17 protein-coding genes and 2 pseudogenes are annotated in these 15,065 nt (G+C 62.7%); 6 read left to right on the forward strand and 13 right to left on the reverse strand.

Translation table 11 applies throughout. From position 1 onward, the window contains the following. Positions 1 to 93: 93 nt before the first annotated feature. The 3 genes from X733_RS149515 to X733_RS149505 all read left to right on the forward strand — a co-directional run bounded on the left by X733_RS149515 (position 94) and on the right by X733_RS149505 (position 2,072). Complete coding sequence (locus tag X733_RS149515; RefSeq protein ID WP_023706670.1) at positions 94 to 900, forward strand: protein-disulfide reductase DsbD domain-containing protein; 807 nt, start codon at positions 94 to 96, stop codon at positions 898 to 900. Between the two features lie 111 nt (positions 901 to 1,011). Beyond that, positions 1,012 to 1,494 (forward strand): peroxiredoxin, encoded by a 483-nt coding sequence (locus X733_RS149510; RefSeq protein WP_023818958.1) that lies wholly within the window; start codon positions 1,012 to 1,014, stop codon positions 1,492 to 1,494. A gap of 98 nt (positions 1,495 to 1,592) precedes the next feature. Beyond that, complete coding sequence (locus X733_RS149505; protein WP_031193408.1) at positions 1,593 to 2,072, forward strand: DUF2938 domain-containing protein; 480 nt, start codon at positions 1,593 to 1,595, stop codon at positions 2,070 to 2,072. 72 nt (positions 2,073 to 2,144) lie between these two features. Here X733_RS149505 and X733_RS149500 read toward each other — a convergent pair whose 3' ends face one another. From X733_RS149500 to coxB, 13 genes and pseudogenes are all read right to left on the reverse strand, one after another. Beyond that, positions 2,145 to 2,729 (reverse strand): histidine phosphatase family protein, encoded by a 585-nt coding sequence (locus X733_RS149500; protein ID WP_023818960.1) that lies wholly within the window; start codon positions 2,727 to 2,729, stop codon positions 2,145 to 2,147. Between the two features lie 30 nt (positions 2,730 to 2,759). Next, positions 2,760 to 3,296, reverse strand: coding sequence for a ribonuclease HI (gene rnhA / locus X733_RS149495; RefSeq protein ID WP_023818961.1), 537 nt, complete (start codon positions 3,294 to 3,296; stop codon positions 2,760 to 2,762). After that, positions 3,293 to 4,255, reverse strand: coding sequence for a homoserine kinase (locus X733_RS149490; protein WP_023818962.1), 963 nt, complete (start codon positions 4,253 to 4,255; stop codon positions 3,293 to 3,295). Before X733_RS149490 ends, rnhA begins: the two co-directional genes overlap by 4 nt. Before the next feature lie 7 nt (positions 4,256 to 4,262). Further along, positions 4,263 to 5,273: a 4-hydroxy-3-methylbut-2-enyl diphosphate reductase gene (ispH, locus tag X733_RS149485; RefSeq protein WP_023732092.1), complete on the reverse strand. Its 1,011-nt coding sequence runs from the start codon at positions 5,271 to 5,273 to the stop codon at positions 4,263 to 4,265. A gap of 164 nt (positions 5,274 to 5,437) precedes the next feature. Continuing rightward, entirely contained in the window at positions 5,438 to 6,193 is a 756-nt protein-coding gene (locus X733_RS149480; RefSeq protein WP_023740708.1) for an SURF1 family protein, read from the reverse strand. Next, positions 6,190 to 6,576, reverse strand: a complete 387-nt coding sequence (locus X733_RS149475) for a DUF983 domain-containing protein (RefSeq protein WP_023740707.1) — start codon at positions 6,574 to 6,576, stop codon at positions 6,190 to 6,192. The genes X733_RS149480 and X733_RS149475 overlap by 4 nt, the downstream gene beginning before the upstream one ends. Positions 6,577 to 6,589: 13 nt before the next feature. Then, positions 6,590 to 6,724 (reverse strand): annotated as a pseudogene (locus X733_RS1000000168155) (L,D-transpeptidase family protein); the annotation flags it as partial. 82 nt (positions 6,725 to 6,806) lie between these two features. Next, positions 6,807 to 7,688, reverse strand: coding sequence for a cytochrome c oxidase subunit 3 (locus tag X733_RS149470; RefSeq protein WP_023668416.1), 882 nt, complete (start codon positions 7,686 to 7,688; stop codon positions 6,807 to 6,809). 1 nt (position 7,689) lies between these two features. Beyond that, the gene (locus X733_RS149465) at positions 7,690 to 8,316 is read right to left on the reverse strand and encodes a cytochrome c oxidase assembly protein (protein WP_023727487.1); all 627 of its coding nucleotides are present in this window, start codon (positions 8,314 to 8,316) and stop codon (positions 7,690 to 7,692) included. An 8-nt stretch (positions 8,317 to 8,324) separates the two neighbouring features. Further along, positions 8,325 to 8,474 carry a hypothetical protein gene (locus tag X733_RS149460; RefSeq protein ID WP_023698516.1) on the reverse strand — a complete coding sequence of 50 codons (150 nt, stop codon included), beginning with the start codon at positions 8,472 to 8,474 and terminating at the stop codon, positions 8,325 to 8,327. 2 nt (positions 8,475 to 8,476) lie between these two features. Then, entirely contained in the window at positions 8,477 to 9,421 is a 945-nt protein-coding gene (locus tag X733_RS149455) for a heme o synthase (RefSeq protein ID WP_023735579.1), read from the reverse strand. 71 nt (positions 9,422 to 9,492) lie between these two features. After that, entirely contained in the window at positions 9,493 to 11,145 is a 1,653-nt protein-coding gene (ctaD, locus tag X733_RS149450) for a cytochrome c oxidase subunit I (RefSeq protein ID WP_023668420.1), read from the reverse strand. A 38-nt stretch (positions 11,146 to 11,183) separates the two neighbouring features. After that, the gene (gene coxB / locus X733_RS149445; RefSeq protein ID WP_023687148.1) at positions 11,184 to 12,068 is read right to left on the reverse strand and encodes a cytochrome c oxidase subunit II; all 885 of its coding nucleotides are present in this window, start codon (positions 12,066 to 12,068) and stop codon (positions 11,184 to 11,186) included. A 375-nt stretch (positions 12,069 to 12,443) separates the two neighbouring features. Here coxB and X733_RS149440 point away from each other — a divergent pair, with 375 nt between their 5' ends. From X733_RS149440 to tldD, 3 genes and pseudogenes are all read left to right on the forward strand, one after another. After that, a complete protein-coding gene (locus X733_RS149440) occupies positions 12,444 to 13,028 on the forward strand; it encodes an invasion associated locus B family protein (RefSeq protein ID WP_023668422.1) in 585 nt (194 codons plus the stop codon). Positions 13,029 to 13,097: 69 nt separating this feature from the next. Next, the gene (locus X733_RS1000000170860; RefSeq protein ID WP_023687147.1) at positions 13,098 to 13,295 is read left to right on the forward strand and encodes a hypothetical protein; all 198 of its coding nucleotides are present in this window, start codon (positions 13,098 to 13,100) and stop codon (positions 13,293 to 13,295) included. Between the two features lie 287 nt (positions 13,296 to 13,582). Further along, positions 13,583 to 14,993: pseudogene (gene tldD / locus X733_RS01000000166285) on the forward strand (metalloprotease TldD). The last annotated feature ends 72 nt before the right edge of the window (positions 14,994 to 15,065 follow it).

Raw genomic sequence — 15,065 nt, forward strand, 5'->3', positions numbered from 1 at the left:
CCAACTGTTCCTTGCCCGAAGGTCACGCAAATATGATACGCAGAGCGCCATGAAAACATTGCGCGGCCATGAACTGACGATCAAATCAACGCCATGCAAAGCTTGAAAATCCTGCTGCTCGGTATTGCTATCGGATGCGGAGCAGTCCTGCCCGCCGCCGCCTCCTCGTCGGAATGGTACAACAGCGAAGGCGGCAAGGTGCGGCTGGTGACAACAGGCAAGGCCGACGAGGCCGGTCGCATACAGGGCGTGCTCGACATCGCGCTCAAGCCCGGCTGGAAAACTTATTGGCGCGATCCGGGCGACGCCGGCGTGCCGCCGCAGATCGACGTTTCGGCCAGCACCAACATCACCGATGCGGCGTTTTCCTTCCCGCCGCCGCAGCGCCATGACGACGGCTACGGCAAATGGGCCGGCTACAACCATCCGGTCTCGCTGCCGGTGACATTCACTTTGTCGTCGCCTGGGGATGCGGCCGTCATCGATGCCGACATCTTTCTTGGCATCTGCGAGACGATCTGTATTCCGGTGCAGACGCGGCTGAGCGTCGATCCCGCCGCCGATCCCGACAATGCCGAGGATGCGGCGCTGGTGAAGGCTGCACTCGCCACCTTGCCCGCGCCTGCCAAGCCCGATTTCGGGATCAAGGTGCTGCCGGGCGACCATGAGACGCTGATGGTCGAGGCGACTTTTCCCGGAGATCCGGAGGCGGCGGATTTATTCGTCGCCGGGGGACGCGATTATATGTTCGGGGCGCCTGCACGCAGCGAAAAGGACGGCCGGCTGGTATTTACCATTCCGATCCTCGACCGGCCGTCGACGACACCGACCGATGGCGGGTTGTATTACACCCTGACAAGTGCCGAAGGCGCGGTCGAGGGCGTTCTGCCGTTCCCCTGATACCGAACCCGATCCGGGCTTTCCCTTGATCCAGGCCTTGTCGGCGGTTGCGGGAGATGCCCGATTTCGCTATCGCAAGAAACCTTCCCTGCTTTTCACACGAGGACCATCATGACGATTGCCGTTGGCGACAAACTGCCCGATGCGGCCTTCAAGGAAATGACCGCCGACGGCGCCAAGGTGATCACCTCGGCCGAGATTTTCGCGGGCAAGAAGGTCGTGCTGTTCGGCGTTCCAGGCGCCTTCACGCCGACCTGCAGCAACAATCATCTGCCGGGCTATCTCGAGAACCACGATGCCATCCTGGCCCGCGGCGTCGACACCATCGCCGTCGTGTCCGTCAACGATGTCCATGTCATGGGCGCCTGGGCCAATTTCACCGGCGGTCAAGGCAAGATCCTCTATCTCGCCGACGGCAATGGCGACTTCGCCAGGTCGATCGGCCTCGACTCCGACTATTCCAGCGGCGGCATGGGATTGCGCTCGAAGCGCTTCTCGATGATCGTCGACAACGGCAAGGTCACCGCGCTCAACGTCGAGACCAAGCCAGGAGTCGACACGTCGGGTGCCGCTCACATTCTGAGCCAGCTCTAAACCGCGGCGGCCGCCTCGGCTCATGAACGCCATGGCCTGACGACCACGCGCTTCCAGCCGGATTGCCTGCTTTGGGGGACATCGACGATGNATCGACGATGTTTGACATCATCTGGCGCAGCATTGCGATCGGCATCGGCGCCACGGTGCTGATGGATCTTTGGGCGCTGTTCCTGCATCTGGCGCTCAGTCAGCCGCGGCCGAACTGGGGGCCGCCCGGCCGCTGGGTCTGGCACCTTAGGGAAGGCAAGGTTTTCCACGACGATATCGCCCAAGCCGCACCCTATGCGCATGAGCAGGCGCTGGGCTGGGCTTTCCACTATGTCACCGGCATCGTCTACGGCTTAATCCTGGTGGCGCTGGTGGGCACGGCATGGTTGGACGCGCCGACCTTCCTGCCGGCCTTCATCCTCGGCATGGTCACCATCGGCGCCGGCTGGTTCCTGCTGGCGCCCGGCATGGGCGGCGGCTGGGCTGCCTCAAAGCGCCCCAACGCGATGCAGATCCGCGCCTTCAACGTGATCTCGCACACGGTGTTCGCGCTCGGCCTCTACGGCACGGCCCTGCTGATCCGCTGAGGACGGGTTCTATCTGTTGGTCGCGCGCGGCTTCATCGCGGCTACGGTATCGATGATCTCCTGATATCCGCTTTAGCGCGGCGCCAGACTGTCTATCGGCCGCCATCCGTGGACGACGCGGCGCGTGCCGACATCATAGGCGAAGTAATTACCACCGCCGGTCGGCTGGTCCGCCGCGCGGCTGATTGCGCGGCCGCTGAGCGAGAGCAGCAGCAATGTTCCGACGCCGCCATGGCCGACGAAGGCAATGTCGCCGCCGTCGGCAGCACCCAGCACCGTTTCGACCTCGCTGACAATGCGTTGCTGGGCGTCGATGGCCCGTTCCCAGCCGCGAATGCTTTTGTGCGGATTGGCGAAGAACTGGTCGGCGACCGCCTCGAACTCCGGCGGCGGCAGGAAGCCGGTTGCCGACCGATCGTTCTCATGCATGCGCTCCTTCACCTCGACCGCGAGGCCGAGGTGTTTGCCAAGGATCTCGGCGGTTTCGATCGCCTTGCGCTCGGCCGACGAGACGACACGGCGGATCGATCCGACCCATGGCTGATCGAGCATGGCTGATGCTCGCGCTCGTCCGATCTCGGACAGCCCCCAGTGCGGCACGGGAACGTTGGCATCGATCTGAACCTGGGGATGGGTGATGTAGTATACGATCGGCATGAGTGAGATCCCCTTGCCGATAGCTTGAGCTCAATAGCTTTGGGTCGAGCGCCGTGCCCGTGGCGCCGGCTGCTTCTCGGATGCCGCCGGCTTCAGCGCCACTTTCGGCGCCGCAGGTTTGGCTGAGCCCCTCTTGAACGGCGCCATACCTTCCCTTGCGAGTTCGTCGGCGCGTTCGTTCTCGGTGTGGCCGGCATGGCCCTTGACCCAGTTCCAGGTCACCTTGTGGCGCCCATTGGCCTCATCCAGCGCCTGCCACAGTTCACCGTTCTTGACCGGCTTCTTGTCGGCGGTCTTCCAGCCGTTTTTCTTCCAGCCGTGGATCCATTTGGAGATACCGTCCATGACATATTTGCTGTCGGTGTGAAGCTCGACGGCGCACGGCTCCTTCAGCGCATTCAGCGCCGAGATGGCGGCCAGCAGCTCCATACGGTTATTGGTCGTCTCGGCCTCGCCGCCCGACAATTCCCTGGTCTTGCCGTTGAAGCGCAGGATGGCGCCCCAGCCGCCGGGACCGGGATTGCCCGAGCAGGCGCCGTCGGTGAAGATTTCAACCTGCTTGGTCATGTCAGTCCGTATTCCGAAGGCGACCTGATCGCGCGGTGGAAGCGCATGCGGCGGATATATTCGGTCGGATCGCGCTTCATGACCAGCCCGCCGTCGGGAACGGTCAGCCAGTCATAGAGCCGAGTCAGCATAAAGCGCAGCGCCGAGCCGCGCGAAAGCATCGGCAGCGCTGCTTTCTCGCCATCGCTCAAAGGCCGCACGCTCTGATAGCCGGCCAGCAGCGCCGTGCCTTTGGTCAGGTTGAAGGAGAAATCCTTCTCGAAACACCAAGCATTGAGGCAGGTGGCGACGTCATAGGCGTAGAGGTCGTTGCAGGCGAAATAGAAGTCGATGAGGCCGGACAGTCTTTCGCCGAGGAAGAAGACATTGTCGGGAAACAGATCGGCATGGATGATGCCTGTCGGCAGGCCCTGCGGCCAATGGCGTCCGAAGTCGGCGAAATCAGCGTCGACCTCGGCCGCCAGTCCCGGCTCGACCTCGTCGGCTCGGTCGCGCGAGGCGTTCCACAATTTGCGCCAGCCCTCGATGGCCAGTGCGTTGTCACGCGTCATCGCAAAATCCTGCCCGGCCAAATGCAGGGCGGCGAGCGCCTTGCCGACCTCGGCGCAATGCGCCGCTGTCGGCCGCCGCAGCGACAGGCCTTCGAGGAAGGTGATGATGACCGCGGGACGGCCGGCCAGCGTGCCGATGACGGTGCCGTCATGCGCGGTCACCGGCAGCGGGCAGGAAATGCCTTTGCGGGCGAGATGGCCCATCAGGCCGAGGAAGAACGGCAGGTCGGCCTTGTCGACGCGCTTCTCGTAGAGCGTCAGTATGTAAGAGCCGCTTGAGGTGTGCAGCAGGAAATTCGAATTCTCCGTGCCTTCGGCGATACCCTTGTAGGACAAGAGTTCGCCGACAGGATATGCCCTCAGGAACGCGCCGAGTTCGCCCTCATTGACGTCGGTGTAGACCGCCATGGGCTCTTCACGCGGCTCCGTTGACGAAGGCCATGTCGGCCCGCGTCAGTTCGACATCGCGCAGAACCCGCATGACTGGAAAATCCTCCGTTTCGGTGGCCGTGATCGCCAGGTCGATGGTCACCTCGAAGCGCTGGCGGAAGGCGTCGATGATCTCGTCGACGATGATCTCCGGCGCCGACGCGCCGGCAGACAGGCCGAGCGTCGAGATGTTTGTGAAGTCATTCCACGGAATTTCGGCGGCGCGCTGTACGAGAAGCGACATGGTGGCGCCGGCGCGCTCCGCCACTTCGACAAGACGGCGCGAATTGGAGGAATTGGGCGCACCGACGATCAGATAGAGATCGGCGCCGGCGGCGGTTTCCTTGACCGCTTCCTGGCGGTTGGTGGTGGCGTAGCAGATCGATTCGGCGGCCGGTGCATGCAGTTGCGGGAAGCGCTCCTGCAGCACCCGCAATATGCCGGCAGTGTCTTCGACCGACAACGTTGTCTGGCTTACGAAGCCGAGCGCTTCCGGGTCGGCGGGGGCAAAGGTCCCAGCGTCGGCTTCGGTCTCGATCAGCGTGACGGCGCCTTCCGTCAGCTGGCCCATGGTGCCGATCACTTCGGGATGGCCGGCATGGCCGATCAAAAGCACATGGCGGCCGAGCCGCTGATGGCGCATCGCCTGCTTGTGCACCTTGGACACCAGCGGGCAGGTGGCGTCGAGATAGAAGAGCTCGCGTGCCTTGGCGTCGGCCGGCACCGATTTCGGCACGCCGTGGGCCGAGAAGACAACCGGCGACTTGCGGTGCTCGGCCGGGATTTCCGAGAGTTCCTCGATGAAAACCGCGCCAAGGCTTTGCAGGCCTTCGACGACATAGCGGTTGTGAACGATCTCGTGGCGGACATAAACCGGCGCGCCGTATTTCTTCAACGCCAGCACGACAATCTGGATCGCGCGGTCGACGCCGGCGCAAAAGCCGCGCGGCTGGCAGAGCCGGATCGTCAGCGGTGGTTTTGTGGCGGTCTGCAGCATGATTCCAGATCGGTTGATCGTATCGTGACGCGAAATGAGGTGTGCACCCCTGCCCTGTCAAGGGCAGTTGAGATCAGGTTGAATGGTCAACCTGATCCAACTCTTTGTTGGAGCATGATCTTGTCCGAAAAACCGGTTCCCAGTTTTCGGGATCATGCTCTGGATCATTCAGTCTTTGCCGGACGGCGCAGCCTGACGATCAGAACCGCGGCAAGAGCCGCCGCCAGGCCAAACCAGGTGAAGGCATATTGCAGATGAGAGTTCGGCAGGTCGATGATGGTGACGCCGCCGACCGGCAGCCCGCCCGGGTTCGGCGTCTTGTCGGCGTCGATGAAGATCGGCACCAGCACGGCACGCGCCGGCAGGCCGGCACTCGCCGCCATGGCATCGCGGTCCTTCCAATAGAAGATGTTCTTGGCCACGTCATTGTCGGGCAGCATCATCGACGGCTTGGCCGGCAGCGGGTTGCGCGCCAGGCCGGTGACCGTGACCTTGCCGGTCACCTGCCCTTGCGGGCGCTTGGCGGCATCCTTGAGATCATAGGGAACGAAGCCGCGGTTGATCAGGACATAGCGGCCATCGTCGAGGGCCAGCGGGGTATAGACGTTGAAGCCGGCGTCGCCCTCCCATGTGGCGTAGAAATGCCGCTCGCCGGAGTGCAGGAACGTCCCGCTGACGGTGACCGGCGTGTAGTCGACATCACCGGTGGCAGCGAATTCCTTCTCGACGTCCGCCAGCGGCTGCGGCGCTGAATGGGTGCGCTGGTCGATGGTCTGCAGAAGGGCTTCCTTCCAGTACAGGCGCTGCACCTGCCATGTGCCAAGCCCGAGCAGGATGACGAACACCACCAGGCCGAGGCCGAGCAGCAATGCCGTCTTCGGCCGCGAGCGGCCGGCGGGCTTCGTCAGCGCCTCGTTCATTGCCCCTGGTCCAGGCGGCCTTCGGCCGCCTTGTTGGCGTATTGAAGCGTCAGCAGCACCCCCTTGATCAGCCTCAGCGCCGTCAGGCACAGCGCCACGGCCAGCGGTATCCAGATGATGAAATGCAGCCACAGCGGCGGGCTCAGCTTCACCTCCACCCACAGCGCCAGCCCAACGACGATGAAGCCGATGATCAGGATGACGAACACCGCCGGGCCGTCGCCGGCATCGGCGTAGGAATAGTCGAGGCCGCAATTGTTGCAGCGCTTGCCGACGGTGAGGAAGCCGGAAAACAGCCGTCCTTCGCCGCAGCGCGGGCAGCGTCCGTGCAGGCCGGCCGAGATCGGCTCGATGGGTGGCCAGATCGCCCTATCTTCACTCATGGATAGTCATGCTTTACGGCTCGATTTCGATCAGCGTTCCATCCGGCACCATAGTCCAGATTTCGTCCATGTCGCAGTCGGTAACCCCAATGCAGCCATCGGTCCAGTCGACCAATTGAAGCAGCCAGCCCGACCAGCCGAATCCGTTGGCCATTGATGGGCGCCGAAAAGAAGAAAGGCGACCGCGTTGCCGCGACCGCCCTTCTGATTTGTCGGTTCGGTGAAAGCCGTCAGTGGCCTTCGATCACCGCGCCGACCGATCCCCAGACGTAGATCGATGCGAACAGGAACAGCCAGACCACGTCGACGAAGTGCCAGTACCAGGCAGCCGCCTCGAAGCCGAAATGCTGCTTGGGCGTGAAGTCGCCTTTCCAGGCGCGGATCAGGCAGACCAGCAGGAAGATGGTGCCGATGATGACGTGGAAGCCATGGAAGCCGGTCGCCATGAAGAAGGTGGCGCCGTAGATGGAATCCTTGAAGCCGAACGGAGCGTGCATGTACTCGTAGGCCTGCACCATGGTGAACAGCATGCCGAGGCCGACGGTCAGCACCAGGCCGTTGATCAGGCCCTTGCGGTCGCCATGGATGAGCGAATGGTGCGCCCATGTCACCGTGGTGCCCGACAGAAGCAGGATGATGGTGTTGTAGAGCGGCAGATGGAACGGATCGAGGACTTCGAGACCCTTCGGCGGCCAGACGCCGCCAGTGAAAGCGGTGCGGGCGTAATTCTGCACTTCGCTCGGAAACAGGCTGGCATCGAAATAGGCCCAGAACCAGGCAACGAAGAACATCACTTCCGAAGCGATGAACATGATCATGCCGTAGCGCAGATGCAGCGACACGACGCGCGTGTGGTGGCCCTCATGCGCTTCCTTGATGGTGTCCGACCACCAGGCAAACATCGTGTAGAGGACGATGACCAGGCCGATGAAGAACAGCCATGGATTGGCGATGTTGTGGCCGAAAATCGGAAAATCGCCGTTCTTGAGATACTGCATCAGGGCGACGCCGCCGACTGCAGTCACCAGCGCGCCGATCGACCCCAGGAAGGGCCACGGGCTCGGGTTGACGAGATGGTAGTCGTGTTGTGGTTTTGCGTGCGCGTCTGCCATATCAACCCCCGAGATTTGCTTCGGTATCTGAAACTTTGCTGCTGCTGTTCGGCGTCGATGACGCCACCGGCTTGTTCTTTTGGACCGGGAACATGGTGTAGGACAGGGTGATCGTCTTCAAGTCCTTCAGTTCCGGCACGTTGACGATATCGGGATCCACATAGAACACGACCGGCATGTCCAGCGTCTCGCCGGGCTTCAGCGTCGTGTCGGTGAAGCAGAAACACTCGACCTTGTTGAAGTAGGGGCCCGCCAGTTCCGGCTGCACGTTGAAGGTGGCGCGGCCGGTAACGGCGCGGTCGAACTTGTTGGTGGCGCTGTAATGCGCCTGCGTGGTCTCGCCGATCTTGATGGTGACCGAGCGGGCGACCGGCTGGAACTGCCAGGGAATGCCGTTGGTGTTGGCGTCGAAGCGCACGGTGATGTCGCGGTCGAGGATGCGGCCGGCATATTGCTTTTCGGCGCGCTGCGTCGTGCCGCCATAGCCGGTGGCCTGGCAGAACATCTTGTAGAGCGGCACCGCGGCGTAGGCCATCCCGATCATGCCGCCGAAAAAGGCGACGCAGACGGCGGCGACGACGCGGTTGGTGTTCTTCTTCCTGGGATCGGTCACGGTCTGGCGGGTCATCATCGGCCTCATCCGGTATGGCCGAATTTCACGATGGTCGCGACGTAGAAGATGACGACCAGAATCGCCAGCGCGACGCCGATCGCCGCCGAACGGTTGCGCCGCGCCTTCTTCTGGCTTTCGGTCAGCGTGACCAGTTCAAGCTTCTTGTCGATCATGGTCATGCTCCACCGATGGCCAAAGCGCGACCGACGACACAGTCGGCAAGATAGATGGCGAAGATGGCGAAGAGGTAGAGCAGCGAATAGGCGAACAGAGCCTTGGCCGGCTTCATGACGCGGTCGCTATCGGTCATGCACAGCACTTTCCAGGCATACCAGACGAAGCCGGCGCCGAGAGCCACTGATGCGACGCCATAGAAGGCGGTGGTGAAACCGAGCAACCAGGGCAGCACGCCGATCGGCGCCAGGATCAGGGCGTAGGCAAAGATCTGGCGGCGGGTCGAGGCCTGGCCGGCAACGTTCGGCATCATCGGGATGCCAGCCTTGGCGTAGTCGTCGGACTTGAACAGCGCCAGCGCCCAGAAGTGCGGCGGCGTCCACAGGAAGATGATCAGGAACAGGACGAGGCTTTCCAGGCTCACCGTTCCGGTCACCGCGGCCCAGCCGATGACCGGCGGGATGGCGCCGGCGGCGCCGCCGATGACGATGTTCTGCGGCGTCGAGCGCTTCAGCCACATCGTGTAGACGACGGCGTAGAAGAAGATGGTGAAGGCAAGCAACGCCGCCGACAGCCAGTTGACCAGCACGCCCAGCGTCATCACCGACAGCACCGAAAGCACAAGGCCGAAGCTCAGGGCTTCGCCGGGCAGGATGCGGCCGGACGGTACCGGGCGGCCGGCGGTCCGGCTCATCACCGCGTCGATGTCGGCGTCGTACCACATGTTGAGCGCACCAGAGGCGCCGGCGCCGATGGCAATGGCCAGGATGGCGATCACCGCCAGCAACGGGTTGATGGTCACGGGCGCAGCGACCATGCCGACAAAGGCCGTGAACACCACCAGCGACATGACGCGCGGCTTCAGCAGGGCGAAGAAATCGCCCGACGTGGCTTCCGACATGCGAAAGCCCGCTTCGTCAATCATTGGGTCGTCGACAAGGGCCATGCGTACATAAGTCCAATCATTCCGTTGGCCGAAAACCGCCAGCGGGCCGGCGGCTTCGTATTCGGGCTGCCTTACTTGATTTTCGGCAGCTGTTCCCACTGGTGGAAGGGCGGCGGCGAAGGCAGCTGCCATTCGAGCGTCGTTGCACCCTCGCCCCACGGGTTGGCGCCGGCGACGCGCTTCTTCTGGAAGGCCTCGAACACGCCATAGAGGAAGATCACCACGCCGACGGCCGATATATAGGAGCCGTAGGACGACACCATGTTCCAGCCGGCGAACGCGTCGGGATAATCGATGGTGCGGCGCGGCATGCCGGCGAGGCCGAGGAAATGCTGCGGGAAGAAGATCAAATTGACGCCGACGAAGGTGACCCAGAAGTGGGTGTTGGCGATCACCGGCGAGTACATGTAGCCGGTCATCTTGGGGAACCAGTAGTACCAGCCGGCGAAGATGGCGAAGACCGCACCCAGCGACAGCACATAGTGGAAGTGGGCAATGACGAAATAGGTGTCATGCAGCGAGCGGTCGAGGCCGGCATTGGCGAGCTGGACGCCGGTGACGCCGCCGACCGTGAACAGGAAGATGAAGCCCAGCGCCCACAGCATCGGCGTCTTGAACGAGATCGAGCCGCCCCACATCGTCGCGATCCAGGAGAAGATCTTCACGCCTGTCGGCACGGCGATGACCATGGTGGCGAAGACGAAGTAGCGCTGCGTGTCGAGCGACAGGCCGGTCGTGTACATGTGGTGCGCCCAGACGATGAAGCCGACGGCGCCGATCGCGACCATGGCGTAGGCCATGCCGAGATAGCCGAACACCGGCTTCTTCGAGAAGGTCGAGACGATGTGGCTGATGATGCCGAAGCCCGGCAGGATCAGGATGTACACTTCGGGGTGACCAAAGAACCAGAACAGATGCTGGAACAGGATCGGATCGCCGCCGCCATCCGGGGCGAAGAAGGTGGTGCCGAAATTGCGGTCGGTAAGCAGCATGGTGATGCCACCGGCCAGAACCGGAAGCGACAAGAGCAGCAGGAAGGCGGTGATCAGAACCGACCAGGCAAATAGCGGCATTTTGTGCAGCGTCATGCCCGGCGCGCGCATGTTGAAAATGGTGGTGATGAAGTTGATGGCGCCGAGGATCGAGGACGCGCCGGCAATGTGGATCGACAGGATCGCCAGATCCATGGCCGGCCCGGGCTGGCCGGAGGTCGACAGCGGCGGATAGAGCGTCCAGCCGCCGCCAACGCCATAGGCGCCGGGCGCGCTCGGCATGAAAGCCGAAGCGATGAGCAGCAGGAAGGCCGGCGGCAGCAGCCAGAACGAGATGTTGTTCATGCGCGGGAAGGCCATGTCAGGCGCGCCGATCATGATCGGCACCATCCAGTTGGCGAAGCCGCCGATCAGCGCCGGCATGACCATGAAGAAGATCATGATCAGCGCGTGCGCGGTGCCGAAGGCGTTGTACATGCTCTTGCCGCCGTCGATGGCGGCATCGCCGTTCATGCCATAGACCATCTGCGCCAGACCGGTGAAGATCTGGATGCCCGGCTCCTGCAGCTCCATGCGGATGACGACCGAAAGCGCGCCGCCGACGATGCCCGCGAAGATCGCGAAGATCAGGTAGAGCGTGCCGATGTCCTTGTGGTTGGTGGAGTACACCCACCGGACCCAGCCATGATAGGGCTTGTGGTCGTGGTCGTCGTGAGCTGCAGCTTCTGCCATGGTCGGCTCCGTTCCCTAATTCTTGCTAACCCGCGGCATCAATTGCCGGCGGCCGCTACCTTGTTGGTACCGTCGACCTCGGCCATCAGCGCCTTGTTGGCGCCGGGGAGGTCGGTCTTGGCTGCTGCCAGCCAGGTCTTGTACTGCGCATCGGATACGACGCGGACGGCGATCGGCATGAAGGCATGGTCCTTGCCGCAGAGCTGCGAGCACTGGCCGTAATAGATGCCTTCCTTTTCCGCCTTGAACCACGTCTCGTTGGTGCGGCCGGGAACCGCGTCCATCTTGATGCCGAAGGCCGGAACGGCAAAAGAATGGATCACGTCGGCTGCGGTAACCAGGACGCGCGTCATGGTGTTGACCGGCACGACCAGCTCGTTGTCGACCGCCAGCAGGCGCGGATAGACCTTGCGGTCTTCCTTGCCGATCGCGGCTCGGTCGGCGTCCTGCAGGATGGCCGAGTTGAAGGAGAGCGTGTTCTCGGTCTGGTACTCATAGTCCCAGTTCCACTGATTGCCCGTTACCTTGACGGTCAGCTTGGCCTCTTCCGGCGGCGTGTACTGCGCCGTCAGCAACTGGAACGAGGGAATGGCGATGAACAGCAGGACGACGACCGGCCCGACTGTCCAGATGATCTCGATCAGCGTGTTGTGGCTGGTCTTGGACGGAACCGGGTTTTTGCTGGCGCGGAACCTGAAGATGCACCAGGCGAGAAGCGCCAGAACCAAAGCAGTGATCGGGACGACGAACCACATCGTGTAGTTCCCGAACCACTCGATCTGCCGCATCATGTCTGTCGCCGGCGGCTGAAAAGTCATCTCCCACGGCTGCGGCTGGGCCGCATGGGCGGAGGCACCGGCGAAAAATGCGGCGGCGGCGCCTGCCGTTGCCATCAATTTGGCGCTTGCTGGGAATTTTCTCATCGCCCTCTTCATCTCCCGGTTCCTCGCGATCGCGACGCAAGAATATCGAACAATGCCGGGATGGGAATCCCGGACAGTCCCAAGGGTGGTTCAAACCATACTCTATTTCCCTCCGCAAGAAAGGAGCGGGCGAAACCGTGCGGCATTTTTGCGCGCAAGTGCTGCCGCGCTGTTTCGACGGCCTCGTGGCCCGCGCGGGTCGTCGACAGACAGGCTATGCGGGCTTGTGTCCGGAATGCGCCCGACGGTCGCAATTCGGGCGAATTTGCTAGGGAAAAGCGCATTATTGCGCCAGCCGGGGCTGACCGGCGGTCGCCCTATCCTTTACTTGGCCTTGGCGCGGCTTAAAGTGCCGTGATTCGCAATGGAGCCGTCATGACCTCTTGGCTTTCGAGAAACGCCTGGCATTCGAAGAGCGCCTGGCATTCGAAAAGCGCTTGGCTTTCGAGAAGCGGGGCGAAGGTCGTTTTTCTCGCCGCCCTGATCGGTATCGGCTCGTCCGCAACCGGCGTCGCCAATGCAGCGCAGCCCAGCGGCACGGTCAAGTCAACGCATGGCGCGTGGTCGATCATCTGCGACACGCCGGCCGGCGCCACCTCGGAACAATGCGTGATGATGCAGAACGTCGTTGCCGAGGATCGCCCGGAAATGGGACTGTCCGTCGTCGTCCTGCGCACCGCCGACAACAAGGCCGAGATCCTGCGCGTGCTGGCCCCGCTCGGCGTTCTGCTGCCCAATGGCCTGGGCCTCAATGTCGACGGCAAGGATATCGGCCGCGCCTATTTCGTGCGCTGCTTCCAGGACGGCTGCTATGCCGAGGTCATTCTCGAAAAGCCGCTGCTCGATACGCTGAAGACCGGGACGTCGGCCACCTTCATCGTCTTCCAGACGCCGGAAGAAGGCATCGGCATCCCCGTCGACCTCAAGGGCTTCGCCGACGGTTTTGCCGCCCTGCCCTGAGCTTGATGCTTGCGAAACCGTCTTTCCTCACAATTCCCACGGGTTTGATCTTTGGCTGTGGGGGTCATCATGCGTGCTTGTTCTTTGCTTTTGTCGACCGGTCTAATCCTGACCGGCGCCGCTTCCGTCGCCTTTGCCGAGGATTCCGAAATCATCACGGCGCCCGATCCGGCCGTCATTTTCGAGCTTGCGAAAGGCTATGGCTCGGCCAAGATGGACAAGGACGACGGGGCGATCCGATGGTCTCGGGCCGGCTTCAGGGCATGAAATATGTCATCTACTTCTATGGCTGCGAAAACCATGAGAAGTGCAAGTCGATCCAGTTCTCCTCGGGCTATACCGACCCCTTCACGGCCGACCAGGCCAATGAATGGAACAAGAAATATCGCTGGGTGAAGGCCTTTTCGGGTGACGGGTCGAACTTCAAGATGGATGTCATGTTCAGGGGCGGGGCTACCCGCTCCTACCTGCTGCGGATCGTCATTGCGGATTGTGCAGGCGCGTCTTCGCGCCTACATCGTGGCAACACCATTCCTCCTGTGAGCGGACCTGCCATGAACAGCCTGACCGGCCAATTCGACATTTCAGATGATCGCATCAAGCGGATCGTCGCCGACACACTGAACGGCGCCGACGACGGCGAACTGTTCCTCGAATACAGCGAGAGCGAAGCGCTGATGTTCGACAATGGCAGGCTGAAGACCGCCAATTTCAACACCGACCAGGGTTTTGGCCTGCGCGCCGTGGCCGGCGAGGCCAGCGGCTACGCTCATTCCAGCGATCTTTCGGAGGCGTCGCTGCTGCGCGCCGCCGACGCCGTCTCGACAGTCAGGGGCGGCTATTCCGGCACGCTTGCCGCGGCACCCGCGCGCACCAACCGCCATCTCTATGGCGAGGAGAACCCGATCCCCTCGCCCTCCTTCGAGGTCAAGGCCAAGCTGTTGCAGGAAATCGACGCATGGCTGCGCGCCGAGGACCCGCGCGTGCCAGGTGACGGCCTCGCTCGCGGCGTCCTGGCAGCATGTCGAGATCGTGCGCGCCGACGGCCAGATCGTGCGCGACATCCGCCCGCTGGTCCGCATCAACGTTTCCGTCGTCGTCGGCGACGGCGACCGCCAGGAAAGCGGCTCCTATGGCATGGGCGGGCGCAAGGCGTTCGGCGAGTTCCTGGTCGAGGACGCCTGGAAGCATGCGGCCAGGGAGGCGCTCAGGCAGGCGCTGGTCAATCTCGAAGCCATTCCCGCGCCGGCCGGAACGTTCGACATCGTTTTGTCCAGCGGCTGGCCAGGCGTGATGCTGCACGAAGCCGTCGGCCATGGGCTGGAGGGCGACTTCAACCGCAAGAAGACCTCCGCCTTTGCCGGCCTGCTCGGCCAGCAGGTCGCCGCCAAGGGCGTTACCGTGGTCGATGACGGCACCATGCCGGAGCGGCGGGGTTCGCTGACCGTCGACGATGAAGGCACGCCTTCGGCCCGCAATGTGCTGATCGAGGACGGCAAGCTTGTCGGCTACATGCAGGACCGCCAGAACGCCCGGCTGATGGGCATGAAAGCCACGGGAAACGGCCGGCGCGAAGGCTATGCGCACCAGCCGATGCCGCGCATGACCAACACCTATATGACGGCGGGCGACATGGAGCCGGACGAGATCATCGCCTCGGTCAAGAACGGCATCTATGCCGTATCCTTCGGCGGCGGCCAGGTCGACATCACCTCAGGCAAGTTCGTGTTCGGCTGCACCGAGGCCTACATGATCGAAAACGGCAAGGTGACGCAGCCGATCAAGGGCGCCATGCTGATCGGCAACGGACCGGACGCCATGCACCGTGTGTCGATGATCGGCAACGACATGAAACTCGACACCGGCATCGGCATGTGCGGCAAGGCCGGACAAGGCGTGCCGGTCGGCGTCGGCCAGCCGCATCTCAGGATGAACCAGATGACGGTCGGCGGCACCAGGGTTTGAGCGAGGAGACGTCGGCGGGCTTGAATAGTTCCCCTCACAGGGATATCTTACCTTTGTCTTACACAAGGGTAA

Source organism: Mesorhizobium sp. L2C066B000 (genome assembly GCF_000502335.1).
Classification (GTDB): domain Bacteria; phylum Pseudomonadota; class Alphaproteobacteria; order Rhizobiales; family Rhizobiaceae; genus Mesorhizobium.